The sequence below is a fragment of the Asaia prunellae JCM 25354 genome (assembly GCF_000613885.1).
GTDB classification, from domain to species: Bacteria; Pseudomonadota; Alphaproteobacteria; order Acetobacterales; family Acetobacteraceae; genus Asaia; species Asaia prunellae.
On record NZ_BAJV01000002.1, the window covers coordinates 258,140 to 281,157 of the forward strand.

Annotated in this window: 31 protein-coding genes; all 31 read right to left on the minus strand. The window is 62.3% G+C overall.

What is annotated here, in order from left to right:
* Window positions 1-196: 196 nt before the first annotated feature.
* The 31 genes from JCM25354_RS02720 to JCM25354_RS21540 all read right to left on the minus strand — a co-directional run bounded on the left by JCM25354_RS02720 (window position 197) and on the right by JCM25354_RS21540 (window position 22,934).
* Window positions 197-433 carry a hypothetical protein gene (locus JCM25354_RS02720; protein WP_025884867.1) on the minus strand — a complete coding sequence of 79 codons (237 nt, stop codon included), beginning with the start codon at window positions 431-433 and terminating at the stop codon, window positions 197-199.
* Between the two features lie 44 nt (window positions 434-477).
* Window positions 478-972 (minus strand): lysozyme, encoded by a 495-nt coding sequence (locus JCM25354_RS02725; RefSeq protein WP_025884868.1) that lies wholly within the window; start codon window positions 970-972, stop codon window positions 478-480.
* A gap of 43 nt (window positions 973-1,015) precedes the next feature.
* Complete coding sequence (locus JCM25354_RS02730) at window positions 1,016-1,324, minus strand: hypothetical protein (protein ID WP_025884869.1); 309 nt, start codon at window positions 1,322-1,324, stop codon at window positions 1,016-1,018.
* A complete protein-coding gene (locus tag JCM25354_RS02735) occupies window positions 1,317-1,682 on the minus strand; it encodes a hypothetical protein (RefSeq protein WP_159103432.1) in 366 nt (121 codons plus the stop codon). The genes JCM25354_RS02730 and JCM25354_RS02735 overlap by 8 nt, the downstream gene beginning before the upstream one ends.
* A gap of 20 nt (window positions 1,683-1,702) precedes the next feature.
* The gene (locus JCM25354_RS19740; RefSeq protein WP_025884871.1) at window positions 1,703-2,425 is read right to left on the minus strand and encodes a hypothetical protein; all 723 of its coding nucleotides are present in this window, start codon (window positions 2,423-2,425) and stop codon (window positions 1,703-1,705) included.
* On the minus strand, window positions 2,425-3,195 hold the full coding sequence (locus tag JCM25354_RS02745) for a hypothetical protein (RefSeq protein WP_025884872.1): 771 nt from the start codon (window positions 3,193-3,195) through the stop codon (window positions 2,425-2,427). Before JCM25354_RS02745 ends, JCM25354_RS19740 begins: the two co-directional genes overlap by 1 nt.
* A 57-nt stretch (window positions 3,196-3,252) precedes the next feature.
* Window positions 3,253-3,501 carry a hypothetical protein gene (locus tag JCM25354_RS19745; protein WP_051537168.1) on the minus strand — a complete coding sequence of 83 codons (249 nt, stop codon included), beginning with the start codon at window positions 3,499-3,501 and terminating at the stop codon, window positions 3,253-3,255.
* A complete protein-coding gene (locus JCM25354_RS19750; protein WP_051537169.1) occupies window positions 3,483-4,394 on the minus strand; it encodes a hypothetical protein in 912 nt (303 codons plus the stop codon). The genes JCM25354_RS19745 and JCM25354_RS19750 overlap by 19 nt, the downstream gene beginning before the upstream one ends.
* Entirely contained in the window at window positions 4,349-4,699 is a 351-nt protein-coding gene (locus JCM25354_RS21280; protein ID WP_051537170.1) for a hypothetical protein, read from the minus strand. The genes JCM25354_RS19750 and JCM25354_RS21280 overlap by 46 nt, the downstream gene beginning before the upstream one ends.
* Window positions 4,692-6,137: a hypothetical protein gene (locus JCM25354_RS19760; RefSeq protein ID WP_025884873.1), complete on the minus strand. Its 1,446-nt coding sequence runs from the start codon at window positions 6,135-6,137 to the stop codon at window positions 4,692-4,694. The genes JCM25354_RS21280 and JCM25354_RS19760 overlap by 8 nt, the downstream gene beginning before the upstream one ends.
* A 68-nt stretch (window positions 6,138-6,205) precedes the next feature.
* Window positions 6,206-7,504: a phage tail tape measure family protein gene (locus tag JCM25354_RS02760; RefSeq protein WP_025884874.1), complete on the minus strand. Its 1,299-nt coding sequence runs from the start codon at window positions 7,502-7,504 to the stop codon at window positions 6,206-6,208.
* A 215-nt stretch (window positions 7,505-7,719) separates the two neighbouring features.
* On the minus strand, window positions 7,720-9,615 hold the full coding sequence (locus tag JCM25354_RS02770; protein ID WP_025884875.1) for a lytic transglycosylase domain-containing protein: 1,896 nt from the start codon (window positions 9,613-9,615) through the stop codon (window positions 7,720-7,722).
* A gap of 17 nt (window positions 9,616-9,632) precedes the next feature.
* Window positions 9,633-10,352: an HK97 gp10 family phage protein gene (locus tag JCM25354_RS02775; RefSeq protein WP_025884876.1), complete on the minus strand. Its 720-nt coding sequence runs from the start codon at window positions 10,350-10,352 to the stop codon at window positions 9,633-9,635.
* 3 nt (window positions 10,353-10,355) lie between these two features.
* Window positions 10,356-10,724 carry a phage tail assembly chaperone gene (locus JCM25354_RS02780; RefSeq protein WP_025884877.1) on the minus strand — a complete coding sequence of 123 codons (369 nt, stop codon included), beginning with the start codon at window positions 10,722-10,724 and terminating at the stop codon, window positions 10,356-10,358.
* 8 nt (window positions 10,725-10,732) lie between these two features.
* On the minus strand, window positions 10,733-11,170 hold the full coding sequence (locus tag JCM25354_RS02785) for a hypothetical protein (RefSeq protein WP_025884878.1): 438 nt from the start codon (window positions 11,168-11,170) through the stop codon (window positions 10,733-10,735).
* 52 nt (window positions 11,171-11,222) lie between these two features.
* Window positions 11,223-12,182 carry a phage tail tube protein gene (locus JCM25354_RS02790; protein WP_025884879.1) on the minus strand — a complete coding sequence of 320 codons (960 nt, stop codon included), beginning with the start codon at window positions 12,180-12,182 and terminating at the stop codon, window positions 11,223-11,225.
* Window positions 12,183-12,257: 75 nt separating this feature from the next.
* Complete coding sequence (locus JCM25354_RS02795) at window positions 12,258-13,028, minus strand: hypothetical protein (protein WP_025884880.1); 771 nt, start codon at window positions 13,026-13,028, stop codon at window positions 12,258-12,260.
* Window positions 13,025-14,671, minus strand: a complete 1,647-nt coding sequence (locus tag JCM25354_RS02800) for an SGNH/GDSL hydrolase family protein (protein WP_025884881.1) — start codon at window positions 14,669-14,671, stop codon at window positions 13,025-13,027. Before JCM25354_RS02800 ends, JCM25354_RS02795 begins: the two co-directional genes overlap by 4 nt.
* Entirely contained in the window at window positions 14,625-15,359 is a 735-nt protein-coding gene (locus JCM25354_RS02805; RefSeq protein ID WP_148301353.1) for a hypothetical protein, read from the minus strand. Before JCM25354_RS02805 ends, JCM25354_RS02800 begins: the two co-directional genes overlap by 47 nt.
* Window positions 15,338-15,565, minus strand: a complete 228-nt coding sequence (locus JCM25354_RS02810; RefSeq protein ID WP_025884883.1) for a hypothetical protein — start codon at window positions 15,563-15,565, stop codon at window positions 15,338-15,340. Before JCM25354_RS02810 ends, JCM25354_RS02805 begins: the two co-directional genes overlap by 22 nt.
* Before the next feature lie 6 nt (window positions 15,566-15,571).
* On the minus strand, window positions 15,572-16,582 hold the full coding sequence (locus tag JCM25354_RS02815) for a phage tail tube protein (protein WP_025884884.1): 1,011 nt from the start codon (window positions 16,580-16,582) through the stop codon (window positions 15,572-15,574).
* On the minus strand, window positions 16,579-17,016 hold the full coding sequence (locus tag JCM25354_RS02820) for a hypothetical protein (protein ID WP_035446611.1): 438 nt from the start codon (window positions 17,014-17,016) through the stop codon (window positions 16,579-16,581). The genes JCM25354_RS02815 and JCM25354_RS02820 overlap by 4 nt, the downstream gene beginning before the upstream one ends.
* Window positions 17,013-17,336, minus strand: a complete 324-nt coding sequence (locus tag JCM25354_RS02825) for a hypothetical protein (protein WP_025884886.1) — start codon at window positions 17,334-17,336, stop codon at window positions 17,013-17,015. Before JCM25354_RS02825 ends, JCM25354_RS02820 begins: the two co-directional genes overlap by 4 nt.
* Entirely contained in the window at window positions 17,333-17,992 is a 660-nt protein-coding gene (locus JCM25354_RS19765; protein ID WP_051537171.1) for a hypothetical protein, read from the minus strand. The genes JCM25354_RS02825 and JCM25354_RS19765 overlap by 4 nt, the downstream gene beginning before the upstream one ends.
* A 12-nt stretch (window positions 17,993-18,004) precedes the next feature.
* Window positions 18,005-18,661 carry a phage major capsid protein gene (locus JCM25354_RS22005; protein WP_369345714.1) on the minus strand — a complete coding sequence of 219 codons (657 nt, stop codon included), beginning with the start codon at window positions 18,659-18,661 and terminating at the stop codon, window positions 18,005-18,007.
* Between the two features lie 172 nt (window positions 18,662-18,833).
* Window positions 18,834-19,208, minus strand: a complete 375-nt coding sequence (locus JCM25354_RS22010; protein WP_243443845.1) for a hypothetical protein — start codon at window positions 19,206-19,208, stop codon at window positions 18,834-18,836.
* Window positions 19,209-19,285: 77 nt separating this feature from the next.
* Window positions 19,286-19,915: an HK97 family phage prohead protease gene (locus JCM25354_RS16175; protein ID WP_199899890.1), complete on the minus strand. Its 630-nt coding sequence runs from the start codon at window positions 19,913-19,915 to the stop codon at window positions 19,286-19,288.
* Complete coding sequence (locus tag JCM25354_RS02840) at window positions 19,908-21,239, minus strand: phage portal protein (protein ID WP_025884888.1); 1,332 nt, start codon at window positions 21,237-21,239, stop codon at window positions 19,908-19,910. The genes JCM25354_RS16175 and JCM25354_RS02840 overlap by 8 nt, the downstream gene beginning before the upstream one ends.
* Window positions 21,236-22,363 (minus strand): terminase TerL endonuclease subunit, encoded by a 1,128-nt coding sequence (locus tag JCM25354_RS16180; protein ID WP_199899891.1) that lies wholly within the window; start codon window positions 22,361-22,363, stop codon window positions 21,236-21,238. Before JCM25354_RS16180 ends, JCM25354_RS02840 begins: the two co-directional genes overlap by 4 nt.
* Complete coding sequence (locus JCM25354_RS21535) at window positions 22,315-22,533, minus strand: hypothetical protein (protein ID WP_199899892.1); 219 nt, start codon at window positions 22,531-22,533, stop codon at window positions 22,315-22,317. Before JCM25354_RS21535 ends, JCM25354_RS16180 begins: the two co-directional genes overlap by 49 nt.
* Complete coding sequence (locus JCM25354_RS21540) at window positions 22,509-22,934, minus strand: terminase large subunit domain-containing protein (protein WP_035446612.1); 426 nt, start codon at window positions 22,932-22,934, stop codon at window positions 22,509-22,511. Before JCM25354_RS21540 ends, JCM25354_RS21535 begins: the two co-directional genes overlap by 25 nt.
* Window positions 22,935-23,018: the final 84 nt, after the last annotated feature.

Sequence of the window (23,018 nt, forward strand, 5' to 3'; positions counted from 1 at the left end):
CGCTGCAGCGGTTGGCGGGGCAGGTTTTCCTGTGGGTGTTTTCGGCACCCGGTGAGGCTGTTGACGCAGCCTGGCCCCCGTCGCTCATCGCCCCGTCAGGCGAAAGCGTTCCGAGGGAAACCCGTAAATTCCATTTTCGACATTTGGCATAAGCAGCGCGCTGCGGAGTGATCCCGGGTTTGCTGCTGTTATTTCGCTATTTTGGTTTTTGAGCGTCATCAGCGTTGGACGCGTGCTTGCTGTTCATCCCGATGTAATTGATCAGCAGATAGACGAAGAGCCATTTCGACCCACGAGCCGGGCGCGGCCAGAACCGCGCCACGATGGCGCATAACGAAACAAGAAAAGTGCCGATCAGTGTCAGATCACTGGCAATTTCGGCAGGAATAAAAGGAAGGACGGACGCATAAAGTTGCTGCCATTCCAGATCCATGCTGGTGGCTCCTTTTTTGTAAATTTGGGAGAAAATGCGATCTGTCAGACCGTGAACGGTACGCCTGCGACCGGGCGGCCGGAATAGACGGAAAATTCAAGGCGGCGGCGCTTTTGCAACCCCGGTAGCACGACGAGCCGCCCTTTCACGGTGGCTTTGTCCCAGCGCAGGAGCTGCAATCCTGCTTCCGTGTAGCTTCCGGAGTTGAGAAAGGAGACGAGTGTGGAGTTACGCATAGCCGCGCTGCCCACATTGAATTGCCAGGACAGCAGCGCGCCTTCCTGCCATGGCTTGAGCGGCACCGAGACTGCATCGCGCAATGTCGTGCGCAGCCCGGAGAGCGTCTGCCGGGCCAGCGCCACGGCTTCGGCTTCGCTGATCGGTTTCGTGCTGGCCGTGACGGGCGTGCCGTTGGCCAGAAAGCGGTTGCCGATCCCGATGGTCCAGTAACCAGCCGGGCATAGATAGGGCGCGAGACGCAGCCCCTCGATATCGTCCCGACGCAAAAGCGCCAGGGCAATTTCCAGTGAATCCGTCATGTCATTTTTCTTTCTGATTATATGCAGGCTCGTCGCAGCGAATTTATGTGCAATTGCGGTGCGCGGGACGCTCCTGAGCCCCATCGCGGTCAGGAATTGCGATACCAGCTCGCCCCAGCGCTTCACGCAGCATGGCGTTTTGCGCCCGTAATTCCTCAATCAGCGCGAGATTCTCTTCCTCGCGTTCTTCAAGCTTGTCCACGCGAGCATTCAGCCGGTCCAGATCCTCTTTCTGCGATTCAATGGTGGCTTTTGCGCTCGATGCGCCAAAGCCTATCAGCCAGCGGATGGTGAAAAGCAGCCCGCCGATCACCGCGACCCACCAGGGCTGCGGGGTAAGGTTCTCAGGCATTGCCCATTCTCCCCAGCGCTGCCCGGATATTGAGCAGGGCAAGTGCGCCATAGGCCGCGATCGCAGGCACAAGCGCGGTCGGGGCGATCAGTCCGAAGGCAATGAACGCCCAGGCCGTGAACGCCGCGATCGCCGAGGCGCGACGCAGAGCGGCATGATTGCACAATGCCCCCACGATCTGCGCACCGCCCGTCAGCCAGGCAAGCAGGGCATAGATCAGTGCTGGATCATCGGCGCGGGGCAGAATGGCGAGAAGCTGCCCGATGCCGGGCCATGTCACATCCGTCCGGGGCAGCGCCAGAAGCAGGCAGGCCCACAGGGCAAGGGCCCCGCCGAGGCAGGATTCCTGCATACGCATGATGTTATCCTCCTGTTCGTTCAGACTGAAAGCCATGTAAAGGCGGCATCTCGCAGATTTTGAGTCAGAGGGGTGCTGCCCTGGCTTCCGGCAAGAATCTGCACGCTTGCACCGATGCGAAGCTTCGAGCCGGGAGTAAGACCGACCGCAATTGTGCTCGCTGTGATCGTCTGGCTGTAGGAACGTTCGACCCGTGTATTGGCGCCAGCGGCTGCGATCGGCTGTGCCGGGATGTTCCCCTGTGCATCAACTGCCCAGATACCGATCACCGTGCGCACGGCCAGCCATGAATCGCCTGCGACCGCCCCCCAGATCTGGGCATTCGCATTGAAATCGGCCCTGAGCGTCGTTCCGCTTGCCGTTACATCGACCTCCCCGAGCGTCTGCAGCGCACTGGTCCAGATCTGATCAGGAACTGTTTCGATGCCTTGCGTGACAGGAAGAGGCACGACCTCGGCAGGCCGGTCAGAATAGACATAAACCAGCCCGGTGAAGTTCAGCCGATCCTTCCGGTCCTGTGTCGTGCCCAGCACGCGCTCGCGTGAGATCGTGGCAGGTCGCCCATGGGTCAGACGACCGATACCCCATTCGGCCTGGGTGCCGTCATCGGCGACATAGTAAACCTCGCCATCCTCGAAAACACGGCTCCAGCCACGCCGACCGGCTGGCGCGCCACTCAGCGCAAAGGGGCCGGTGCCGGGATTGTTTGCGGTTTCCAGAACGAAGGACGCGAATTTCGGCATTACAGACGCTCCCTGATGGTCATGGTCGTGGCACGCCGGTCTGCGGCCCCTGCCGGGCAGGTAATCTCGCCTGGCGTCAGGCGTCCGAAGATCATCGCGCTGTTGCGATCGGGGGCAGACAGATCCGGCACGAAAAGGATGTTCCGCCCGGTAGCGGCCACGCTTTCGATCGTGCGGATCTTCGGCAGCTCGGCAGCATTGAGGGACTGATGATCGATCGAGAGCACGCGCTGGCGGTAGCGCAGAGTCGGATATTCCACCCCCGACAGGCTCGTGGTCTCGTCGATGGTGGTTTGCTGGCTCTCGTTGCCCTGCCAGCTCATATTCCGCTCGGGCTGCCAGAGCGGCCCCAGATAGGCCAGCGGAAAGGACAGAAACCCGTCCGGATTGCCCGGATCGCTGATCGAGATATCGAGCTGTGTAATGGTGAATTCTGCCGGGAATACAACCAGAAATTGCCCGCCAGCCGTATTCGAGATCTGGCCGTCTGTAATAACCACCGGCGTATCGCCGACGCGCGCCACAAGAGAATAACGCGCCCCGGCCGTCAGATTGGTACGGTGGAACGAGAACCCGCGACAGGCTGCCGGGCGTGGCAAGCGGGCGATGAGATACGCCTCTGTTCCAGGTACCCGCCACGCCGTTGAAGCCGCCCCCTGATCGTTCTGCAGATTGGTGACAGACAAGCCTGTCACCTGGTCATTGCCCTGCAAGGCTGCGCCCATGAGCGCATTTTCCGCGCCGAACGCGCAGGTCCAGGCATCGGCCATAGCCGCTCCTTTCAGTCATTGACGTAATGTGATGCGTGAGATTGACCAGGACGCGCCCTAGACCAGGATGGTCAGGGTCACAGTCGCTTCGGCCGAGCGGATCTGCTCGCCGATCACCAGCCCGGCTATGCCTCCACGCAGGCCCGGTGCGGGCAGATCAAGCCGCAGGGCCTGGCCCAGGTCGATACCGCCTGCCACGGAACGTGGCAGGGTGACGCTCCAGAGATAACGCTCAGACCCCCAGAGTGCGCCATGCTCGTTGGCCACATCCTGTGCGTCATCCTCGTTCAGAAGGGCGGTGGCCATGACCGGCAGATCGCCCGGCTGGCGGTAGCGCAGCTTGATGGCGGGCAGATACCATGTTGCCACCCGGTCTTCCTGCTGCACGAAACTCTGCCGCTCGGCCGTGATACGCGGGTGCAGGGCGCTGCCGCCCTGTTGCACGGTCTGGTTATGCGCGTACCCGACACGCCATCTGTAAGGCGGCGGGGAGAGACCGCTATCGAGGGCGATACCCGATAATGCCGTGACCTCATCTGCCGCCAGCACCCGATCGGGCGTATGGTCAGGCATCTGCAGACGTACCGGCGCAAGCGTGCCTCATGGCTTGGCACCAGACGGATACCCAGCCCGGAAAGCCAGGTATTGACGACCTGACGCCCTGTTACGGCCTGACTTCCATCCCAGTACCAGCCCGCCTCGCGCGAATCCTCCCACGATCCGGCAAGCCACTGCGCGGGCATGGTCAGATCCTCGATCAGCATCTGGCGCAGGAGCGGCAGGACTGTGCGCGGCGCTGCCCCCGAGGGGAAATCCCCGGCAGCATCAACCGTGATGGCATAGACAGGCTTTGTGCCCAGCCGGACAAACAGGCCGCCCGAGCTGCTTTGCATCTGCCATGTGCCGGGCGGTGGTGGTGACGCATAGAGATCGTCCACTGTGCCAGAAAAGGCGATGCCTCCGGCAAACCCGCCTTCATACAGAGCTGTGACCGAACCCGGTCCATCACTGATCTGATAAACAAGATTGACCGCATCAATCAGAACCGGTGTCAGGTTGAGTGCCGTACCGCGCAGGCGTGGCATGGATCGCCCTCTGACATTGGCATCCCCACCGAAGCGACCGGACCCGGCATAGGAACCGACCGGCATGATCACCTCATCGAGCCAGCCCGATACTTCGCGCAGCGCAATCTGCACAGCCAGACGATCCGGCTGCCAGGGACTGCCCAGCCCGCTGAATACGGGCACAAGGCAGAACTGGACGGATCAAGATCGATCTGACGCTCTGCATCGTGTATCTTGAAACCGGAACGAATGCGAATGGGCATACGGTCGATCACCCGGTCATGTATCAGCGCATCGAAACGCCCGTCCGGATTGGCAAGCGTAATCGCCCCCCAGCTTTCCCGGACCGAGGGCGAGGCGGGCGACAGATCGAGCCTGCGATCAATGGCAAAAGCCTCGGCCAGCAAGGGCGGAAACACCTGGCCAGCCTCATCCACATATCCCGCATCCGCAAGACGCAGCGTGTCTGTCGTGCTGCGCCGAAACGGCAACAAGGTGACGCAGGCCGCGGGCCTGGTGCCATACCCTCTGGCAAAGGCAACATCGAGCGGGCACTCTGCATCGATCTCGACCGTATGAAACAGGACGCCGCTCATACTGGCTTGCCCTGCGCCAGGTGGCGCTGCTCGGCCAGCTGCCTGTTTGCGGTCTCCAGAAGACGTCGCAACAATTCGGCCAGGGTCTGGTTATTGCTGGCCAGCATGGCCCTGAGAGCAGATTCAGTAATCGTGTCAGGCTTGATGCTCCCGATCGATTGCAGGACTTGCTGGATGCGCGTGTAATCATTGACAAAGTCGCGACCAGAGCCGTTGTAGCTCTGGCTCTGCGCCAGAAAGGTTTCTGACGCACCGCGCAGGGATTGCAGAGCATTGTAATCACCCTGCTGCGCCTGAGCCGCGAGAGAGCTGAAATTGTCATTGGTGCCCGGTATTGTGCTTCTGCCGAGAGCGGCGAATAGCTTGAAACGTTCAGCCCCTTGGCAAAGTCCAGCAGATTACTGACCACTGAGGCTGCCGAGCTTTCAGCCTGATCGCGCTGCTGCCTGGCCTGTTCTGCTGCCCGTTCGGCTTCCTGCTTTGCCGCTTCTGCGGCCTGTTTTGCAGCATCCGCAGCCTTGTCTGCATATTGCTTCTGGATGGCCAGACGTTCGGCACCCAGCGTCTTTTCCAGATCGGCAGCCTGCTGGAGATAGGTTTCATTGCCTGCATAGGCCTCGCCAAGAAACCCTTTCCAGCTTTCGGCCAGCTGGCGCTGCTGCTGCATGGCGGACAGGTCGAAATTCGCCAGATCGGCCCCTTCCTGATTGCCCTGCGCCGCCAGAAGACGGGCCTGGACCGATTGCGCGCTTTCGGACAGGCTCAGCATGTTCTGCTCATAGCCCTGGCGATAGAGCGTGCTGAACTTGTCATTCAGCGCGTTGCCGTCGAGCCCGTAGGAACTGGCCTGGCTCGCCGCTGCCTCATAGGTCTTTTTCAGCGTCTCCATCTGGTCGACCCAGCTCTGCTGGCCGTTGACCGTGGCCTTCATCAGATTGGGCATGGTGTTGGTGACAAATTCGGTGATGGTCGCAACCTGTGATTGCAGATCGCTGGTCGAGACCGTCTTGCCGTTGAGCATGGTATCAAGCGCCGTGCGCAGGTCACCCGTCGCCGTGGTAAAGCCCGAGACCGTGACCGTGCCGTCACTGTTGAACTTCGAGACGGCCACACCCAGCGCATCGACCGTATCGGCCATGGTTTTCAGCTGCGTGACGGCGCTCTGGAAAGAGGCAACACTGTCGAAACTTGCGGGCATCCCCTGCGAGAGCGCCTGCGAGAATGTCGGGTTGTCATCACTGCGGAGCTTCACCCCGCCAAGCAGATCCCTGAGGCTCACCGAACGCTGTGACGCATCCTTGTTGTTCGGATCGTCGCGTACCGTGCCGAGATAGGCGTTTTCGGCCTTCAGCCGAGGCTTGTCATCATGGTGTTGAGACTCTGGATCTCGGCCTTGAGCTGTGCGGTGATGCTGTCGGTCTGCTTCTGGTTCCAGGTCCTGCCGATGCTGAACTGGTCGCCTTCGAGCAGAACCTGATCGATCGTGTACGGATTCTTCTTGTGACCGAAGAGCCCGCCGAGAAGGCCACCGATGCCGCCCCCGGCGATACCGCCGATCAATGTTCCGATACCAGGAACAAGGGAGCCGATCCCGGCACCAATGGCGGCCCCGGCGCCAGAGCCGATCATGCCATAGGTTCCGCCCCCGATATTGCCGAGGGCCGAACCGATCCCGAACCCGCCACCGAGACCGCCGAACAGCTTGCCCACCGTCGCGGTGCCAAAGAGTTTTGTCCCGAGCGCGTTCGACAGCCAGCCGCCCGAGCTGGTCACGCTGCTTGCGGCTGTGCCGGCACCGGGGATGGAGACGCTGCTGGCCGCATTGCCGATCGAGCCCCCCGAGGCCAACGCATCGGAAACACCTGATATCGTGTTGCGCGTGCCGCCATCCAGCGCATTGAGCGCCGGATTGATCAGGGCAAGTTTCGCCACCATGCCGACAATCTGCGTCTGGAGCCCCTGCAGGACCGATTTGAAACTGACCGCCCCCTTGCTGCCCTGCACAAAGGCCTGGGTCACGCTGTTGGTGAGCGTGTCAAACATGCTCTCCAGGCTTCCCGTCAGATCGTCCAGAACGGATTTCTGGTGCTGGTAGGCATTGGTCGCGGTCTGGATGGCCGCCACATTGGCGAGATAGGCCTGATTTGTTTCCGTATTGACGTTGCCCCCTTCTTTCAGAATGCGGTTGCGTTCTTTCATCACCGCGATCTGGACCGAAACCGCATCGCTGTTTTGCCCTATCGCCGCCGTCTGGGCCTTGATGACCTCCAGATCCAGCGACTGGCCATAGAGCTTGCCTGCATTGGCCATATCGACCTGCGAGGCCGTGGCCGATTTCATGGAGCCGGTCAGGATTTCCAGTTGCCGGGCCTGTTCGGCCGTTCCTTGTCTCGATGTTGCGCGTACCTTCTCGGCCGCCTCCATCGCCTGCTGGTATTGTGTGAGCGAGCCTTTCGAAGCGTCATAGCCAGCAAGCAGATCCTGCTCGGCCTGTGTGCGCTCATTGATGGCCGCGACCGACTGGTTGAACTGATTTGTCAGGATCGCCTGTTGACGGGTTTCAGCCTCGGCCAGCTGGGCGGCTGTGGCGTGTTCCTGCCCCATGCGGCGCGCGGCTTCCTCGACCTGCTGGTGTACCTGGACCATGGCAGCCTCGGCGGCCGAGTAGGTTCTTGCGCTTTCGGCTGCAAGGCTCTGCTGATGGGCCAGCGTCTGCAACGGGTCGCGCAATTCGTTGATCGCACCGCGCTGGCTGTTGATCTTGTCGGTCAGAATGCCCGTCTGCTCGGCATAATCGGCGTCTGATACCTTGCCAGTCGTGTGCAGGTCGTTCAGCGCCTTCTGGGCGGCAGTCAGGGCGGTTATCGCCTGTTCGCGGTCGCGTATCTGGCGGCAATACTGCCATCATCACCCCGCAGCTGGTCATCAACCTGCATCTGACGCGAGGCGATTGCCTGGGCGCCATAGACCTCACCCCCGGTCGCCTTTTGGGCATAGGCCGCGACACTTTCAGGCGGGCTTGCAATCTTGCCTGACAGATATTTGTCAACGTTCCCTTCGCCCCAGTTATAGGCCATGGCGACAAGAGCCTGGTTGCCGTCATATTTGGTATAGAGCCGCATCAGCAGCTGCACGCCTGCCGTGACGTTGCCTGTGGCCGTGCGCAGATCATTGCCATTGGCATTGCCGGGCATGACCTGCATGGCGCCCAGCGCGCCTGCCGCAGACTGCACCACCTGACCTGACCTGTCGTACTGGCCTGTTGCGCTCTCGATCGGCTGGATACGATGCGCCAGGGCCAGAACGTCATTATTTGCACCAAGACGGGCGCCCACGCTGTCGATGGTCTTGCCGATACCTGCCACATCGGACGCCGCCATTTCACGACGCTGGAAGAAATCGTGAACTGCAGGGATCTTGTCGATCTGCGCGAATTCCCATGCGCGGATCTCTTTCGCCTTCTCGAGAACCCACTGAATACCTTGCACGGCCTTGAGAGCACCGGCTGCGATGCCTTCGCCCAGCCAGTTCACAAACTGCCCGAGAGGGGCAAAACTTTCATGGAGCGATACGTTCATTTCGTGGAGTGCCCGGTGAAGAGGCGTCACGCCCTGATCGGCAGCATTGGCCGAGGCCTTGCCGACCTGCCCCATGAGGAGCGACCAGGCCCCCATACGATCACCGCTGGTCTGCATATCGCGGATCTGCTGTACCAGTCCCTCATGGACGCCGAGCAGCCCTTTCTGGGCGAAATCCTCCGCAGCCCTGGCCGGATCAGCAAAGGCGGCCGTCATTTCCCTGGCTGCGTCGGGCACATCCTTACCCAGGACCGTTGCAACGTTGCGGGCGGTCGTGGCGAGCGCGTCGAGGTCGCCGCCGCTAATGGAAGGCACGGCCGCAAAGGTCGCGGTGACCGAGCGGCTGTCATTGAGAGACAGGCCACTCTTGCCAGAGATCCGTCGCGCAGCCTCTTCGGCAGCGCCCGCCATGGTCGTGTAATCGCTGCGTGTGGCCCGCAGGGTCTGGCCAAGCGCGGCAAGATGCGCCTCTTCGGTCTCGGCTGCGCTGCCCATTTTATAGATGCCCACACCGGCTGCGACAGCGAGAGCCGCCAGACCGACCGGCCCCATAAGTAATCCGCCGACGATCTGCGTGGCCTTGCCGAAGCCCCCCATGACCGTGACCATGTTCGGCACCTGGTAGAATGCGGCTTTCATGGCGCCGCCACCGGCGAGCACCTGATCGGCGAATTTATGGGCTTCACCTGCCAGAATGCCGATCTGGTAGCTCGTCAGTTTTGCAACCGCCGTGCCTTCGGCAAGGGCGGCATTGGAAGCCTTGGTGGCGCTCACGTCACCAGCCAGCGCAGCACCGCGGGCGCGGAGGGCTTCAATGGTTTTGTTCGAGGCAGCCTCGACTTTCTCATAAGCGACGGTCTGGGTGGCGACGATGTCGTTATATTGTTGCTGGGTGATTTTCCCTTGCGCCAGATCGGATCGCGCCCGCTCGAGACGCTGTTCGAGCCGGGCAAAAGCCGTTTCCGTGCGGTTGGTTGCTTTCTGAACCCCGTCCATCGACTGCACAAACTGTGCCGTCGTCTGAGCCGTCCGGCGCAGACCTTCATTGCCCCCGTCCACGCTCTTTGCTGCCTGATCGATCGACGCGCCCATGTTCTGCGCGCTTTGTGCAATGTGCTCGGCTTTTTGCGAATATTCATCCTCGAGCCGGGCAATAAGCGTGGAGATGCGTGTCGTCATCGTTCAGACTTTCGCGGTTAGTGGTCGGGATCGCTTATGATGAGTGCCGGGTAGGTGACGGGTTGTCCCGCCGCCAGATCCTTGCGGCGTGCCAGGTACTTCTGCCCCCGTCGAAAGGCGGATGAGCGCATATCGAGCTTGGCCAGCCTGCGCGCGGCGCCCCCCTTGAGCAGATAAGGCGCGTGAAAAGCGCCGATCGTACCGCTGAGATTGATGAATCTCCGCCAGACCGTCATGCCGGGATAAGCCCGGTAAACAGACTGCCTGACTGATTCGACGATCTTCGCGGGCACAGACATTTTCGTCATGGCGCCCGTGTCGATCTTGCGGGCATAGGGGGCCGGATTGACGATGATCACCTCGGCACCGAAGGGCAGATCTTCCAGATCCCTCGTCCAGACCTGATCGTTCACGAGAACGCTCCAGGCATCGCGATAGGCGCCCGACGAGACCGGAGACCGGGCGCGGCACTGGTCGAGCGCATAAGCCGCGGCCTCTGCGATCCGTCCGAAATTATAGACAATGCTTCCGCCGACCCTGAGCGTGGTTTCTGGCGCATCGGGCACATCATTGACGAGACGCTGCCAGTGACGGGACGCCTCGCCAGACGCTACAAGACGGTCGCGCTCTGTCGTGACATCGGCGATCAGAAGGGCGCGCGCTTTGTCGACAGATAGCTCTTCCGTCACGAAGCGGTTCATTTCCTCAATGAACGACACAGAGCTTTTGCGGGCCATAGCTCATCCCTTCAGGAATTCTCCGAGATCTTTGGTGATCCGGTCATTTCGGCGTTCGATAAAAAAGCCGTCCATCGCGCGTACCTGTGCGATGAGCCAGGGGCGTTCTTCCTCGGTAACGGCATTGACCTGGCACCAGAGCGCCAGTGCGCTCCAGGTGATGCCGGAGGGGCGGGAGACGCCACGGGTTTTGCCCATGGCCACCCCGATCAGTTCCATGGTCCAGGTGCGGTCATGTTCCAGCTCGTGCCAGCATCGCCAGGGACGTTCGAGCACGGGCGGAAGTTGCGGTCGCTCCGACAGGAGCTGCTCCCGTATCTCGGGCGCTTCTTCCGGCCGGAGATACCAGCCGAATTCCAGCTCCCAGGCCAATGCCTCGATCAGTTTCCCACGGCTTCCTCATGCTCGCGGGCGCGGTCGTCACCGACGCGGGCCGCCGCCGAGATGGCCAATGCAATCAGCATCGGCTGCTCGCCACTGGCGAGCATGGCCCTGAACTCGTCCAGCGTAACGTCTTGCCCGTCATCATGCTGCAGCCCGTTCACGCCCAGCACGCAATGATCGGCAATGGCCTGCCCCTGGGCGCGGTCATCCTCGGAGGGTGGCAGGTTCTCGGCATTATAGCTCAGACCGCCCGGTTTCTGCCCGCGATTGAGCCTGCGGGCGGCTGCTATTTTCAGATCATGGAGGGCGTCACGATAACGCGGGGTGAAACCGCGTGTGGTGATTTCGAACGTGCTGCCGATCGGGCCGACCTCGACGGTCTCGCCTTCGCGCATACGGTCCTGATTGCGGGAAAAATCGGAGAGTTTTGCCATGACTATGAGCTTTCAGAGTGGGTGACTGAACGGGAAATGAAGTGCGAAAGCATCAGGCTTTCGGGGGAGTCTCTGGCTTGAAGCGCCGGATGCTGAAGGTGCCACCGCCGGGCTGCGGATTGCCCTCGAGGTCGAACCTGGCAATCACCGACTGGTTTTTGCCCCCGGCATTGATCTGCGGGTTTTGCAGCGAGGCATTGAGAAAGGTCAGGTCGTAACCCTGATTGAGACCGTCCCGGACGGTCGCCGTGATCGCCCCTTGCTGGCCATCCACGAAGCGGTCGTAGAGTTCGTAATTGCGGAAGAAGATCTCCAGACTGCCGGTTGCGAGCAGCTCGCCGGGACGGATACCGCAGGCATCGGCATGGCCCATGCCGTAATCGGTATCAGCGCCGTTGCGCTGCAGGGAGAGCTGGAAGCTGCGCACGCAGCCCTCAGGCGCGACCCCGCCGATCGTCAGGCCACCAAAGCCCTTGACGGTGTTGATGACATCCCCGGTCGGGGCTGCGATCAGGCTGGAGGCAGGTGACGCGCCCTGGCGTTTCTCGCCCTTGAACGCCATGTCGAAGGATACCTGCGCAAAGCCGCCCTGACTGAAATTCAGCTGCGCCTGCCGGATGAACCCGCCATTGCGGATGATCCAGGAATCCCCCAGACGCTCGATAATCGTCCAGCACTTGACGAGCCGACCATTCGTCAGCCCGTCATCAGCCCAGTCGCCGCCCATAACCGCTGCCAGCAGATCGTCATAGGTTCCCCAGGAGAGGGCGCCTGACAGACTTCCCGATACACTGACCTGCGTGGTGACCGCCTGGGCTGCTTCGGGGATATCATCGATTTCTTCGGGGCGATTGCGCTGGAACTGCTGGCGAAAACTTTCGCCTGTAAAACGCGCCATCTGATAGGCGCCGGTTGGTATGATTCCGTACTGATCTTCCAGAGCGAAAGCGATGCGCGTATCATTCGTCTGATAGGCGGCCGCGTAATTCTTGGTAGCACCGGCAAAAGCCATGAGGACAAACTCCCATAAAAAAGGCCGCACAAGGCGACCTCTCCAACTATCTGCACACAGGATGAGCGACGGAATTCAGACTGTAATTCCGTCCTGTTCGAGGTCGTCTCTGACCATGGCAGCTACAGCAGCCATTTCCGCATCGGTCAGCGCGATATTCCAGAGTATGGCGCGGGCTATCTGTACGGACTGCGCCATTCCGAAAACCGGAACATAATCGGCGCCCAGGGCGATCGAAGGCGTTTCACCGGGCTTGATGTAGAGTGATCCCGGCCAGGTCTGCGTCTGTTCGGTTCCTGCCGTTACTGCCCGGATCATGGCTGTCGTGTTCTGATCGTCCGATGCGATCCGCCCGACATAGAGCCCCCATGCCATGAGCTGCGTCTCCGTCAGCGGGGCTCCGGCGAATTGCGTCGAGATCCTGCCGTCTTTCTCGGGACAGACATAGACGAGGGCATTATCCTTGTTGAGCGTAACAAATACGCCGTTCCATTCTCCTTTGCTTGCACTGTTGTAGTAATTGCCACCCAGCGCGCCTGCATAGGACAAGCCATCCTGCGGTGCTTTCAGCAATCGGGCTGCAAACAGGAACGTCATGTCTTTTGTTGCCGGAACCGGGGTTTGTAACGCAGCTGGTACGGCCAGGCCGCGTCCGAGCTGCACGCCCATCCCGTCGATTTTCGGAAGCGAAAGAAAAGGTACGGCGGGAAGGCCGCTTTCGGCCATATTCTCGAGCGGCGTCTTGAACCGGCTCGCATAGGCAGGCTGCTGGCTGGTCGGATAGATATAGCCCAGGGCCGAGCTGACGGCGCGGCCGGAGACCGTATGCGTCTGAACATAATTCATCGTTCGAGATCCCGTACAATAAAGGCATTGATGGAGTCAGCGAGGGTCGAGGCAATCACCCTGCCTGCCGAGGGCAGCGGATGGATTCCGTCAGGGTGCCAGACGATCGTATCGACGCCGGTCTTGCCGAAAGGCGACAAGGGCATTCCTGCCGTAAACGGCCCGACAAGGGTCAGATCCGGGTTCTCGCCGCAGGGGAGGTATTGCCAGAACCACTCCTGGTCACCGGCGAAGATTTCGGAAATCACCCAGACATGCTGCACGCCGCCTTCCAGAAGCGCCGCCACGATTTTCCGGATGTTCTGCATGGTGACATCCTTGTTTCGCCCTCCGGCAAAATCATTGATCCCTAGCCAGATGACCGCGAGATTATAGGCATCAGGGTCACGGGCGAGATCGTCCTGAACCCCTGGCAGGGTCATGGAAATGAAATCTTCGGTTTTCGAACCGGATACTCCGAGATTGATCACCGTCATGGGCTGATCGAGATAATCACTGATCATGGTCGGCCATGTGAGCCCGTTCTCGCTCAGATATCCGGCCGTACGGCTGTCACCTATGGCCCAGAGACGGGGCCGGGCCTGCGGGGTCCAGTCCCAGCGAAGAGCGCCCGACCGGTACGCACGGCTGAAATCGGTCTCCGTGGCCGCCCGCCTGGCAAGGACCACGCCGGTCAGCACACCATTGCAGGACTGTCCCACGCCAGAGGCTCCAAGCGTGAACCCTGTCGCATTGCCCTCGAGTGCGGATGGATAGACCGCGATCGGGTCCGACTGCTCGCCGCTCCAGACAGACACCACACCACCAGCCGCACTGATTCCCGCCATGCCCGGATTGCACTTCTGGCGCGAGGCACCCCTGAAAAAGGTCTTGCCGTCATGGACGCCCAGCCTGCCATCCTCATCGATGCCGCTGATCGTCGAGAACGTACCCACTGTCAGCAGCTGGATATTCTCGTTCAGCGCCGAGTTGGTGGCGGTCCATTTTCCGAATGCCAGGGCGGTAAAGGACGATGACGGAACCGAAATTTCTGCATTGGCCAGAGCCCTGCGCTGCCTTGCGCCGGAGGCATCAAAAGAGATCGCTGCGTGACCGTTGACCGTGACAGCGCCGATCCTCGGCGCATTTCCGTAAGTGCCGGTCAATGGATGATTCCGGCCAGACTGGTCGTAAAGGGTCGTGACCTCCGCCGGGCTGCCCGTATCGCGCATGACAAGGACGCGTGCGAGTGCATCCGCATCGTGGCGTCCTCCCGGCAGGATACTGATCGTCGTGACCTGCCTCGCGCCCCCCGCAATCGTCGTGACATCGAAGGCGGGGCCGGTATACCCGCCGATCATGGCATCCACGCCCCAGGCTCCCGCCAGATCGGTACCGAACACATCGCCGGGGCAGGCGCCAGCACCGTCACGAGCCAGATCCCAGATTGCACCCTCGGCGCTGCTTTTCAGGCAGGTATAGAGCGTCCTGTCTGCCTGCCAGAGATCACCGGCCCTGAACCCGCACCGCTCATCGTCGCGATAGCCGGGCGCACGGCGCGCGACCTTGTCGGCAATCCTGCCTCTTGCCGGGCTATGCGCGCCGGGAAAGGTCAGATCACTGCCATTTGCGATCACGGCTCCCGATTGATCGAGCGTGATCACGCCGGTGCCCCGCAGTCTCCTGCTCGATCCGCACCGGGCCGATCTGTGCCCTGGCACCGGGGAAAAGAGGCGACCCGTCCCGCCCTATACCGCCCATGACGGCGCCCATCGCATCGACCCAGGCAGCAAGCCAGCGACCCGATCCCGCCGTGCCGATACGTGCCTGGCCAGCATGGACCGCTTCAGTCGCGTGCAGGTTTCTGGTCCGTGCCGCGTCGATCTGCATCGTCCCTTCGCCGCTCCGGGGATCGCGCTTGACGCGTAACGGCCCGAACAGGGCATCGTCTGATGAAAACTGCGGTGTTCCGTCATGGAGAATGCCACCGAGAACCTGACCCGTTGAGCCCACCCAGGCGACTGCCCATTTCTGCGATCCGGGGGTGCGGATCTCGCTCGATCCGGCCCTGATTGCAGAAATCGCGGTTATGGTCTGAGCGACGGCAGCCCATCCGGCGCGGGCGAAATAAGCCCAGGCCCCGTTATGATACCAGGCGGCATCGCCAGTATTCCATTCCTTCTGCCCGCCGATCTCGGTCGTTCCGGCTTGTGAGACAATCCACAGATCGCCTTCACGAGGGTCTGAGGCAAGGAGATCGGGGGTATTGGTCGACGCGTCCCAGCTGCCCCGGAAGGTGAGAGGTGGATCGCCCGACAGCCCTGCGGTGATCATGACCTTTGCTGCAGCCACTTCAGCGGCAATCGCCCCGACTGCCAGCTGCGCCGACAGGGCCGCGCTCTCCGTTCGGGCGGCGGCTTGCCAGCCACCTGGGTCTCGAAATCGACAGCATCGATATGGAGCAATGCCGGATCGCCACCGATCCTGCGGGAGATGGCGATCGCATCCCCCTGGCGGGTCTGAGCGACGCGGGGTGATGCACTGATTTCCTGTGACATGACACCTCAGGGCGTAATTGGTTGATTGTTATTGAGGACCGGTTCGCGATTGATCGTGATCAGTCTGTAATCCACGGGCCGGACCATCGAGACCGAAATCATTCCGCTCGACCCGACTCCCGGTAGCGCCTCGATATCAAAGGCGGCCATGAGGATCGTGCCTCTTCCGCCTGCATTGAGGCGAGGATTGCAGATCACCGCCCTGGGAATTGACAGGACGTAACCATAGCCATCCCTGCCGATGATCGAGAAAGAAAGGGGGCCGATTGCGGATGATTGCAGCGCCTCGAAAGCGTCGTGTCCACGCAGCATGATTTCGATGCTGCCCGAGGCGGAAAACAGGCCGGGGCGGATATCATTGGCGAAGGGCGACCCCGCGCCATGATCGAGCGCAGTACCGTCCCTGCCGAGTGTGATCGAGATGCTGCGCAGCACGCCCGGCTCGACCTGGCCCGGCAGCGTGAGATCCAGACGCACCGCGCCTGAATGCATCGGCAGCCGGGAGGGCGTCGGGTCATCTGCTGCCGCCTCGTCAGCAGGCACGATCACCTCACGCGCATAGACCACGCCGCATGACAGCGCCGCGAAACCACCCTGCGCAACGCTCAGGGCAAGGCTGCGGATGACCATGCCGGGACGGTAGAGCCACCCGTCTCCCAATCGCTGCCGCAGGGTCCAGCTCATGCGCTCGATGCCGTTGACGATCGTGCCATCCTGCCAGTGGCTGCCCAGCGCGCCCGCCAGAAGCATGTCAGGACTGCCGAAAGAGAGCAGGCCATTGAGTGTTCCGCTTCCGGTAAACCGGGTTGTCACGCCCTCCGCCCGTTCCGCGCGTGGATTGCGTTCTTCAGGGTAGGCCCGTTCCTGCGCCAGGGTGAGATCGACCCCCGACAGACGCAATCGCTGATAAACGGATGACGGCAAGGCGCCGTAAGCCGGTTCAGGTGCGATTGCGAAAGCCGAGCGATCGACAGGAAGACCGGCAGCCGATCCGGCAGTCTGACGCGCGTTGCTCATGCCGGGGGCTCTGTCCTGTCCTGATAGCGATACCGGATCATCAGACTCATGGTGGCCCAGTTGCCGGTAGTATCGGGGTCGGGCGGGTAGAGGCTTTGCCCGTCATAATAGAGCCCCACCGGCCATTGCGGCATGTCTGGCAGTTCCACCCGGAAGGCGATACTCATCGCCTTGCAATAGGTCAGGGCATCAGGGGTCGAGATCCGGCCGATGCGCACGGTCAGATGCAGCGCGATCTCGCCTTGCTCTTCCATGGCGTCCTCGCCTGCACCGAGCCTGTCTGAATGGCTGGCCTGGGCTTCCATACGCCAGTGAACCGGCGGGCGGTCCTCTGGCGGTTGCATCAGCACATCGACCAGCGGGATGTCCTGTTCCTCTGCCACGAGCCGGGCGCGGGCATAGGCATCATTCCAGACAATATCGGACAGCATCATGAGCCTCCCGAGGCGATAAGGGTCCAGCCGCAGAGCGTGGCCCGGTCATAGACCGGGCTGGCATCGGTCAGGGTGTAGGTTTTCAGGCCGTCGCGCAGCTCGTCCCTAGGACGGGGCACATAGCCACTGCGTGCCGTTTCATCGGCGGTGATCTGGGCGATAAACGGGGCCTTGCCTGCACCCTCCGCCAGCTGGCTCGCCTGCTGGGGCGGGGCATAGCCGGTCACGGTCACGCTTTCGGAGAGATCGGCCCGGCTTAGCACCATGGACCGACCGACCCGCAGGATCTGCCGCCTGCGTCGGCTGGCGCCCGCACTCATGACAGACCGGCCGAATCATAACGGGCCAGGATCGCCGCAGCTTCGGGCGGCAGGCCGCCGGAGGCCACATCATGCGTTGTCCAGCTGCTTGCCCCCACGCCTTGCTCGCTTTCCGAGCGCAGAAGCGGATCACCGCGCTGGGCCGTGTGGAACAGGGCGCGTGCGGTCGAAAGTGTGGCGGTGCGGATATCGGCGGGCACGGTCGAGGCGAGGGCATTGCCGTCCGCGTCTTTCATGCCGGGCACGATCCACCCACCCCGGAACGTCACACGATAGCACCCTGGCCACCACCACGCGCCCTGGAGCAGTGAGGGGTAGAGCAACCCGGAAAGCGCGCCGGATTCCCAGCCCTCCGGTCCGGGGTCGAGAGTGAAACCGTCCTGCGTGACCGAGCTGACCGAGATGACCGGCGTGACGGATAACGGCAGGGAAAGCCTGCGCTCACCATCCCCGATGCGCAGGGTCTGGCGATACAGACCCGCCAGAACCGGCCGCCCGAGCATGGACTGCACGAGGGCCGTGGCCTGGGCCAGATAATCGCAAAGCGCCGGATCACTGATCTGGCAGGCAGGCTCACCGGCGAGCTGGTCGCGCAGGGCGTCGAGCGGGGCCAGGGTGAACCCGTCTGAAGGGGCTTCAAGAAGGGTGAGCGTCATGACGGCCCCCGATCAGCCGCCCGAAGCAGGCGCGGCAGCGAATGTGCCCTTGATCAGCGCCTGCGGGCGATAGACGGCGAGTGCGAGACGTTCCTCGGCCAGGATCGTGACCATGTTCTTGACGAAGTTGTCGCGATCCTCGGTGGAGATCGTAACCGTCGCGTCCTCTCGATCGAAGATCTGCGCCGCATAGGCAAAGGCACCCGTCAGAAAGCTGCCCGCCTTCATGCTCAGGCTCTGCGCCACCGGCAGCCCCCAGAGGACCGGCCCGGCCAGCCCGGTCGGGTTGGCGAAGACATAGCGGCCCTGCGTGTCCTTGGTCATTTCGATCGAGGTCCAGTCGGTCGGGTTCAGCACATGACCGGTTGCGGGCAGCTCGGCCATGGTGGCCTGCAACATGGCGAGGCGCAGCCGGTCGATCATGGTCTCGCTCTTGACGGTCACGCCTGCGGGCTGGGCGTATGCCGTGGCCTGGTTCAGAAGCCCGTTGAGGCTCTGGTCCCGACCGTCACCATTGAGCAGCTGATCCTCCTCCCTGAACGCCAGACCGTAGCGCAAACGCCCATCCACATAACTGGCCAGCATGGGCGCATCAGCAAGGATCTGCTTCGAGGCCATGACGAAATGTGCGATCGTCTTGACGCCGAGCGTTATGAGGCTGAATCCGATTTCCGATTGTGGCTTTGTCTTGCTGGATTTTCAGCTACGGGCGCGGCGTTATTGGAAAAACCGGACTCCTGCACAAAGTCAATCGCGTTAGATCCGGTCTGGCCGGGCATCAGGAGCCCCCTGATCGTCATTTGACGCGTCGGCAGGGTAACGATGTTTGGCTGTCGATCAGCTACCACCAGCCCAGTTGTGCCAGAGACACCTGTGCGCTGTCAGTCGTAATGGCCCGCATTTCGACCGTGACACGGCCCTTGAAGCGATCACCCGCGCCGATTGCAGCCTTCACTTCATCGCTCTCGATGAAACGCTGGCCGAGCGAGCGCGTCTCGCGGGCGCCTTCCTGGCCTGCACGGGCGGCCTTCTGCTCGATGTCGGCCAGGCGGGCAGAAAGCCCGTTCATCTCGGCCAGGGCCTTGTCTGCGCTGGCCTTGGTTTCTTCCGTGATCTTGCCAAGGTTGCGCAGCTCGGCGGTCGAGGCCTCGGCAAAACGCTTGACCTCATCGGTCGCGGCCTTGAGTTCGCGGGCGGCCTGTTCATATTCGGACATAGGATGATCCTCATGAAAAAAGGCGCCCGAGGCGCCCTGTTCTGTGTTCTGGATGGATAGAGAGATGCACCGAGCGATCAGCTTGCCCGGCTGGCCCCGCGCGGGTCGGGCAGGCTGAAGCCCGAGCGAAGGGCCTCAACCAGTTCCCTCTCGGCGGTGCGCAGTTCCGGCACATGAACCGGCGTCAATGGCCCGGCCGGATAGAAACGCCTGCGCATTTCGGTCACGCGAGCGAGCGCGTTGGACGGGTCATCGACAAGGCTGACCTCGTGCAGATCCACCGCCTTGATGTGGCGGCGCGGCCCGCCCGGCTCGGTGCCCTGGGCTGCGCCGTTCTTGCGCACGGAAAAGCCGATCGAGAGGCCTCCCAGCGCGCCGTCCTTGACCAAGCCGTAAAGCCTGCGCCCGTAATCGGTATCCATGCCCGACAGACGCCCGCGCAGATGCAGGCCGTGCGCGTCTTCGCTGGCATCGTCCCACACACCGACAGGCAGACCGTCACCGCCGAAAAAGCCGTGCATGACGTGCATCGGAATGCCGCGCCCCTGCGCCTTGCGTTCGGCCAGCGTCTCGGCAAAGGCACCGGGCAGCACGATATCGCCATGCGCGTCCTTGTGTCCGAACACGCTGCCATAGCCCTCGAAACTGCCTTCGGGCGCGTTGGGCGCAAACTTCCACTCGAAAGGGGCAGCCAGATACTCATTCATTGTCATCTCCCGTGATGCCGGATTGCGTGCCGGGCGTTCGGTTGCTGCCGGGCGGCCCCTGGCCACCTGATCCGAGCCCGGTGAGGTTGCGGGGCTTGCCGATATCGGTGAGCGGGATCATCTGGGCCTGCACCATCAGCACATCGCCGCCCGGCATGGGGGCCAGATTGTCATTGGCGCGCGCCTCGTTGACGGTCATCCAGCCCGAGCGCAGGGCGGTCTGCATGTAGCTGGCGCGTGCTGTGCTATCGCCGCGCAAAAGCGCATCGACATTGAACCGGGCAAAATACCGGTCCCGTTCGGCGGGCGAGAGCAGGCAGCGAGACACGGCCTGTTCGATGCGTTGCAGCCAGGGCATGAGGCCGTATTGCAGGAACCAGAGATTCATCTGTTCCAGCCCTGTGCCCCAGGCCGTTGATTTCTCCATGGCCCCGATCATGACCGGCTGCACCCCGAACCACCGGCAAAGCGTGGCGACCCCGAGTTGTCGCGTTTGCAGGAGCTGCAGATCCTCGGCCTTGAGCCCGATACTCTCGACCTTCCAGCCGCCTTCGAGCAGGGGCGTCTTGCCCGCATTAACGGCGCCCGAATAATCGGCCAGAATGGTCTTGGCCTGCTCTTTCTGCGGTATGGTCAGATAGGTCGGGGCGGAAATGTAATTCTGCGAGAGTAGCCCGTTGCGGAACATGCGCCCCGCTGTTTCCTCGGCAGCCAGAGCGGCGCCGATGGATTGCCGACCGGCCGTGATGGGCGAGATGCCCATCAGGCCGTCGAAACAGAAACCCTTGATGTGGAAGATCTGGCCCTCATCGAGGATGAGCGTTTTGCCCTGATAGCTGTAGCGATAGACCAAGGCGCCGGTCGCACCGTCACGCTGCACCGTCATGCGGTCGGGGCGCAGCGGGTTGAGCGCCACGATCTGCCCGTCACTGCGCCGCATGATCTGGGCGAAGCCATTGCCCCAGGCAAGGCAGCACGCGGCCATGCAGGACCAGAACTCGATTGGCGTCATATCGGCATTGGGCGCGCGGGCCAGCACACGGTAAAGCGGATGATCGCGGGCCAGGGACGATTGCCCGTCGCCCTGCTGCTCGTGCAGCTTGAGCGGCATGGAGCCGATTGTTTCGGACAGGAGCCGGATACAGGCCCAGACCGTGTCGAGCTGCAGCGCGGTATCGACCGAGACACTCTGGCCGGAAAAGCTCGGGCCGCCTGCCATGAAAGCACCGAGGCGCAGATCGGTCAGCGACACGCCCGTGACCGACTGGAATGCCGCGCTTGCAGCCTTGAAGGCCATGCCGCGCAGTCTTGTGGCGATGCTCATACGGCTATGATCCCGGTTGAGAGAAAGTCATCCATCCGGCCGCCATCAGGCGGCTCGGGGTTGCGGCTCATCAGCGTGACCGCATTGAGCAGCGCCATCAGCGGGTCGATCTTGAGATAACCCGATGCCTGTTTGGTGATGATGATGGCATTGCCTCTGGGCTCTACCTTCGCGTTCGAGACGGCCCAGCCCATGATGGGCCGCGCACCGTGGCAGAACGTGCCATCCGCCAGCTTGCGCTCGGCGGTCTTGATGGCGCCCGAGAGCGTCCAGCCCTGGGAGATACCCACCACGCGCTCATGGGCGATACCAATCTGGGCCAGCGCATCGACAATGGCGCCCACGCCCATCGGGTCGAGCCCCACGATCGCGAGCTTGTTGCTCTGGTCGATCATGCCGAGGACCGCCACCAGCTGGTCGATATCGGTGCCGGGCGCGGCCGTGATGACCAGATCGCCCTGTGTTTCGAAGTCGCGCAGCTGGCTGGCCTCGCGTTTTCGGAGCACCAGCACGCCCTCGAACACCCAGCTTTTCTGCCAGTGCAGCCACTGGCCGGTTATGCGATCGCGGCCCAGCACGGCAAGCGAGAGAAGGTCATCGAGTCCGCCGCCGTCGATGCCTGCCACGATCACCTCGCAGCGTTCGATCAGGGCCTCTAGGGAGAGCGTGTCATCGCCTGCGGCCTGCCAGTAATCGGCACCCACCCAGCGATCGGAGCGCAAAGCGAGGCCGATCTCGACATTGAGATGCTGTGAGGCCCAGCTGGCCAGTTCGCCCACGCCTTTCTCGCGTGCGTCGTCATATTCGCGTTTGAGACGGTCCAGCGTGATCGACCGCCCCAGATTGGGCAGGACCATCGGCCAGTAGGCGGGATCTTCCCAGGGCGCTGCCTCGCCAGGCAGTTTCGAGGGCTGCTGGATATCGGGCGGCAGCTCGTACAGCACCGGCAGAACCGGCTGATGGCGCTTGCCGTCGCGTATCTCGCGGGCGCGGATCAGATCCTGCGCAAAGACACCGCGAGGCGGCCCGTCGCTCTGGGTCGTGATGATGGCGAGGAACGCTTCAGGCTGCGAGATCATGCCGCCGCGTATCTGGCGCATGACGCTGCCCGCATCGTTACGCATGGCAATGACATGCTGCTCGTCCACCAGCACGCCTGCGGCTTTACGCCGGTCATGACGTCAGGGCTGAACGCCTTGACCTGCAGGGTTGCTCCGGTCGAGCGGAAGGTCAGGCGTTTGAGATGCGTTTGCGCGTGAAACCGCTGCATCAGCGCGCGGTCGTTCTGCACCATCCGAGCGCCTGGCTGAAGGCGAGATCGGCGATTTCCTTGGTGGGTGCGACGATCAGGAATTCGGCGTTCGGGCGTTCATTGACGATCACAGCCGTCAGCATCAGCCCGGCGCCGTTGGTGGTCTTGCTGTTCTTTTTCGGCACCAGGAGGAACAGCTCCTGGATGGCGCGCATGCCTGTCTCGGGATCGAGCGCGCCGAACAGGGCCGAGACGATCTCGCGGAACCAGTCACCACAGGCTTGCGCCATGGCAGGCGTGCCGGGCACGTCCGGAATGCGCAGCCGGTCGAAGCACCGCACGGCCCGCGCCGCAAGTTCTGGATTGACCGGCTCCAGATCCGGCAGGAGGGACCGGCCAGCACGCAAACGCACTTCCCAGTCCTTCCGGCTCAGATCCGGCATGGTCAGTTCCTTCGGTTGATCGGGGGCAGGTCGCCGCCCCAGCCGCTATCGAGGCCGGGCAGGGCAGGTTGATCCTCGCGCGGG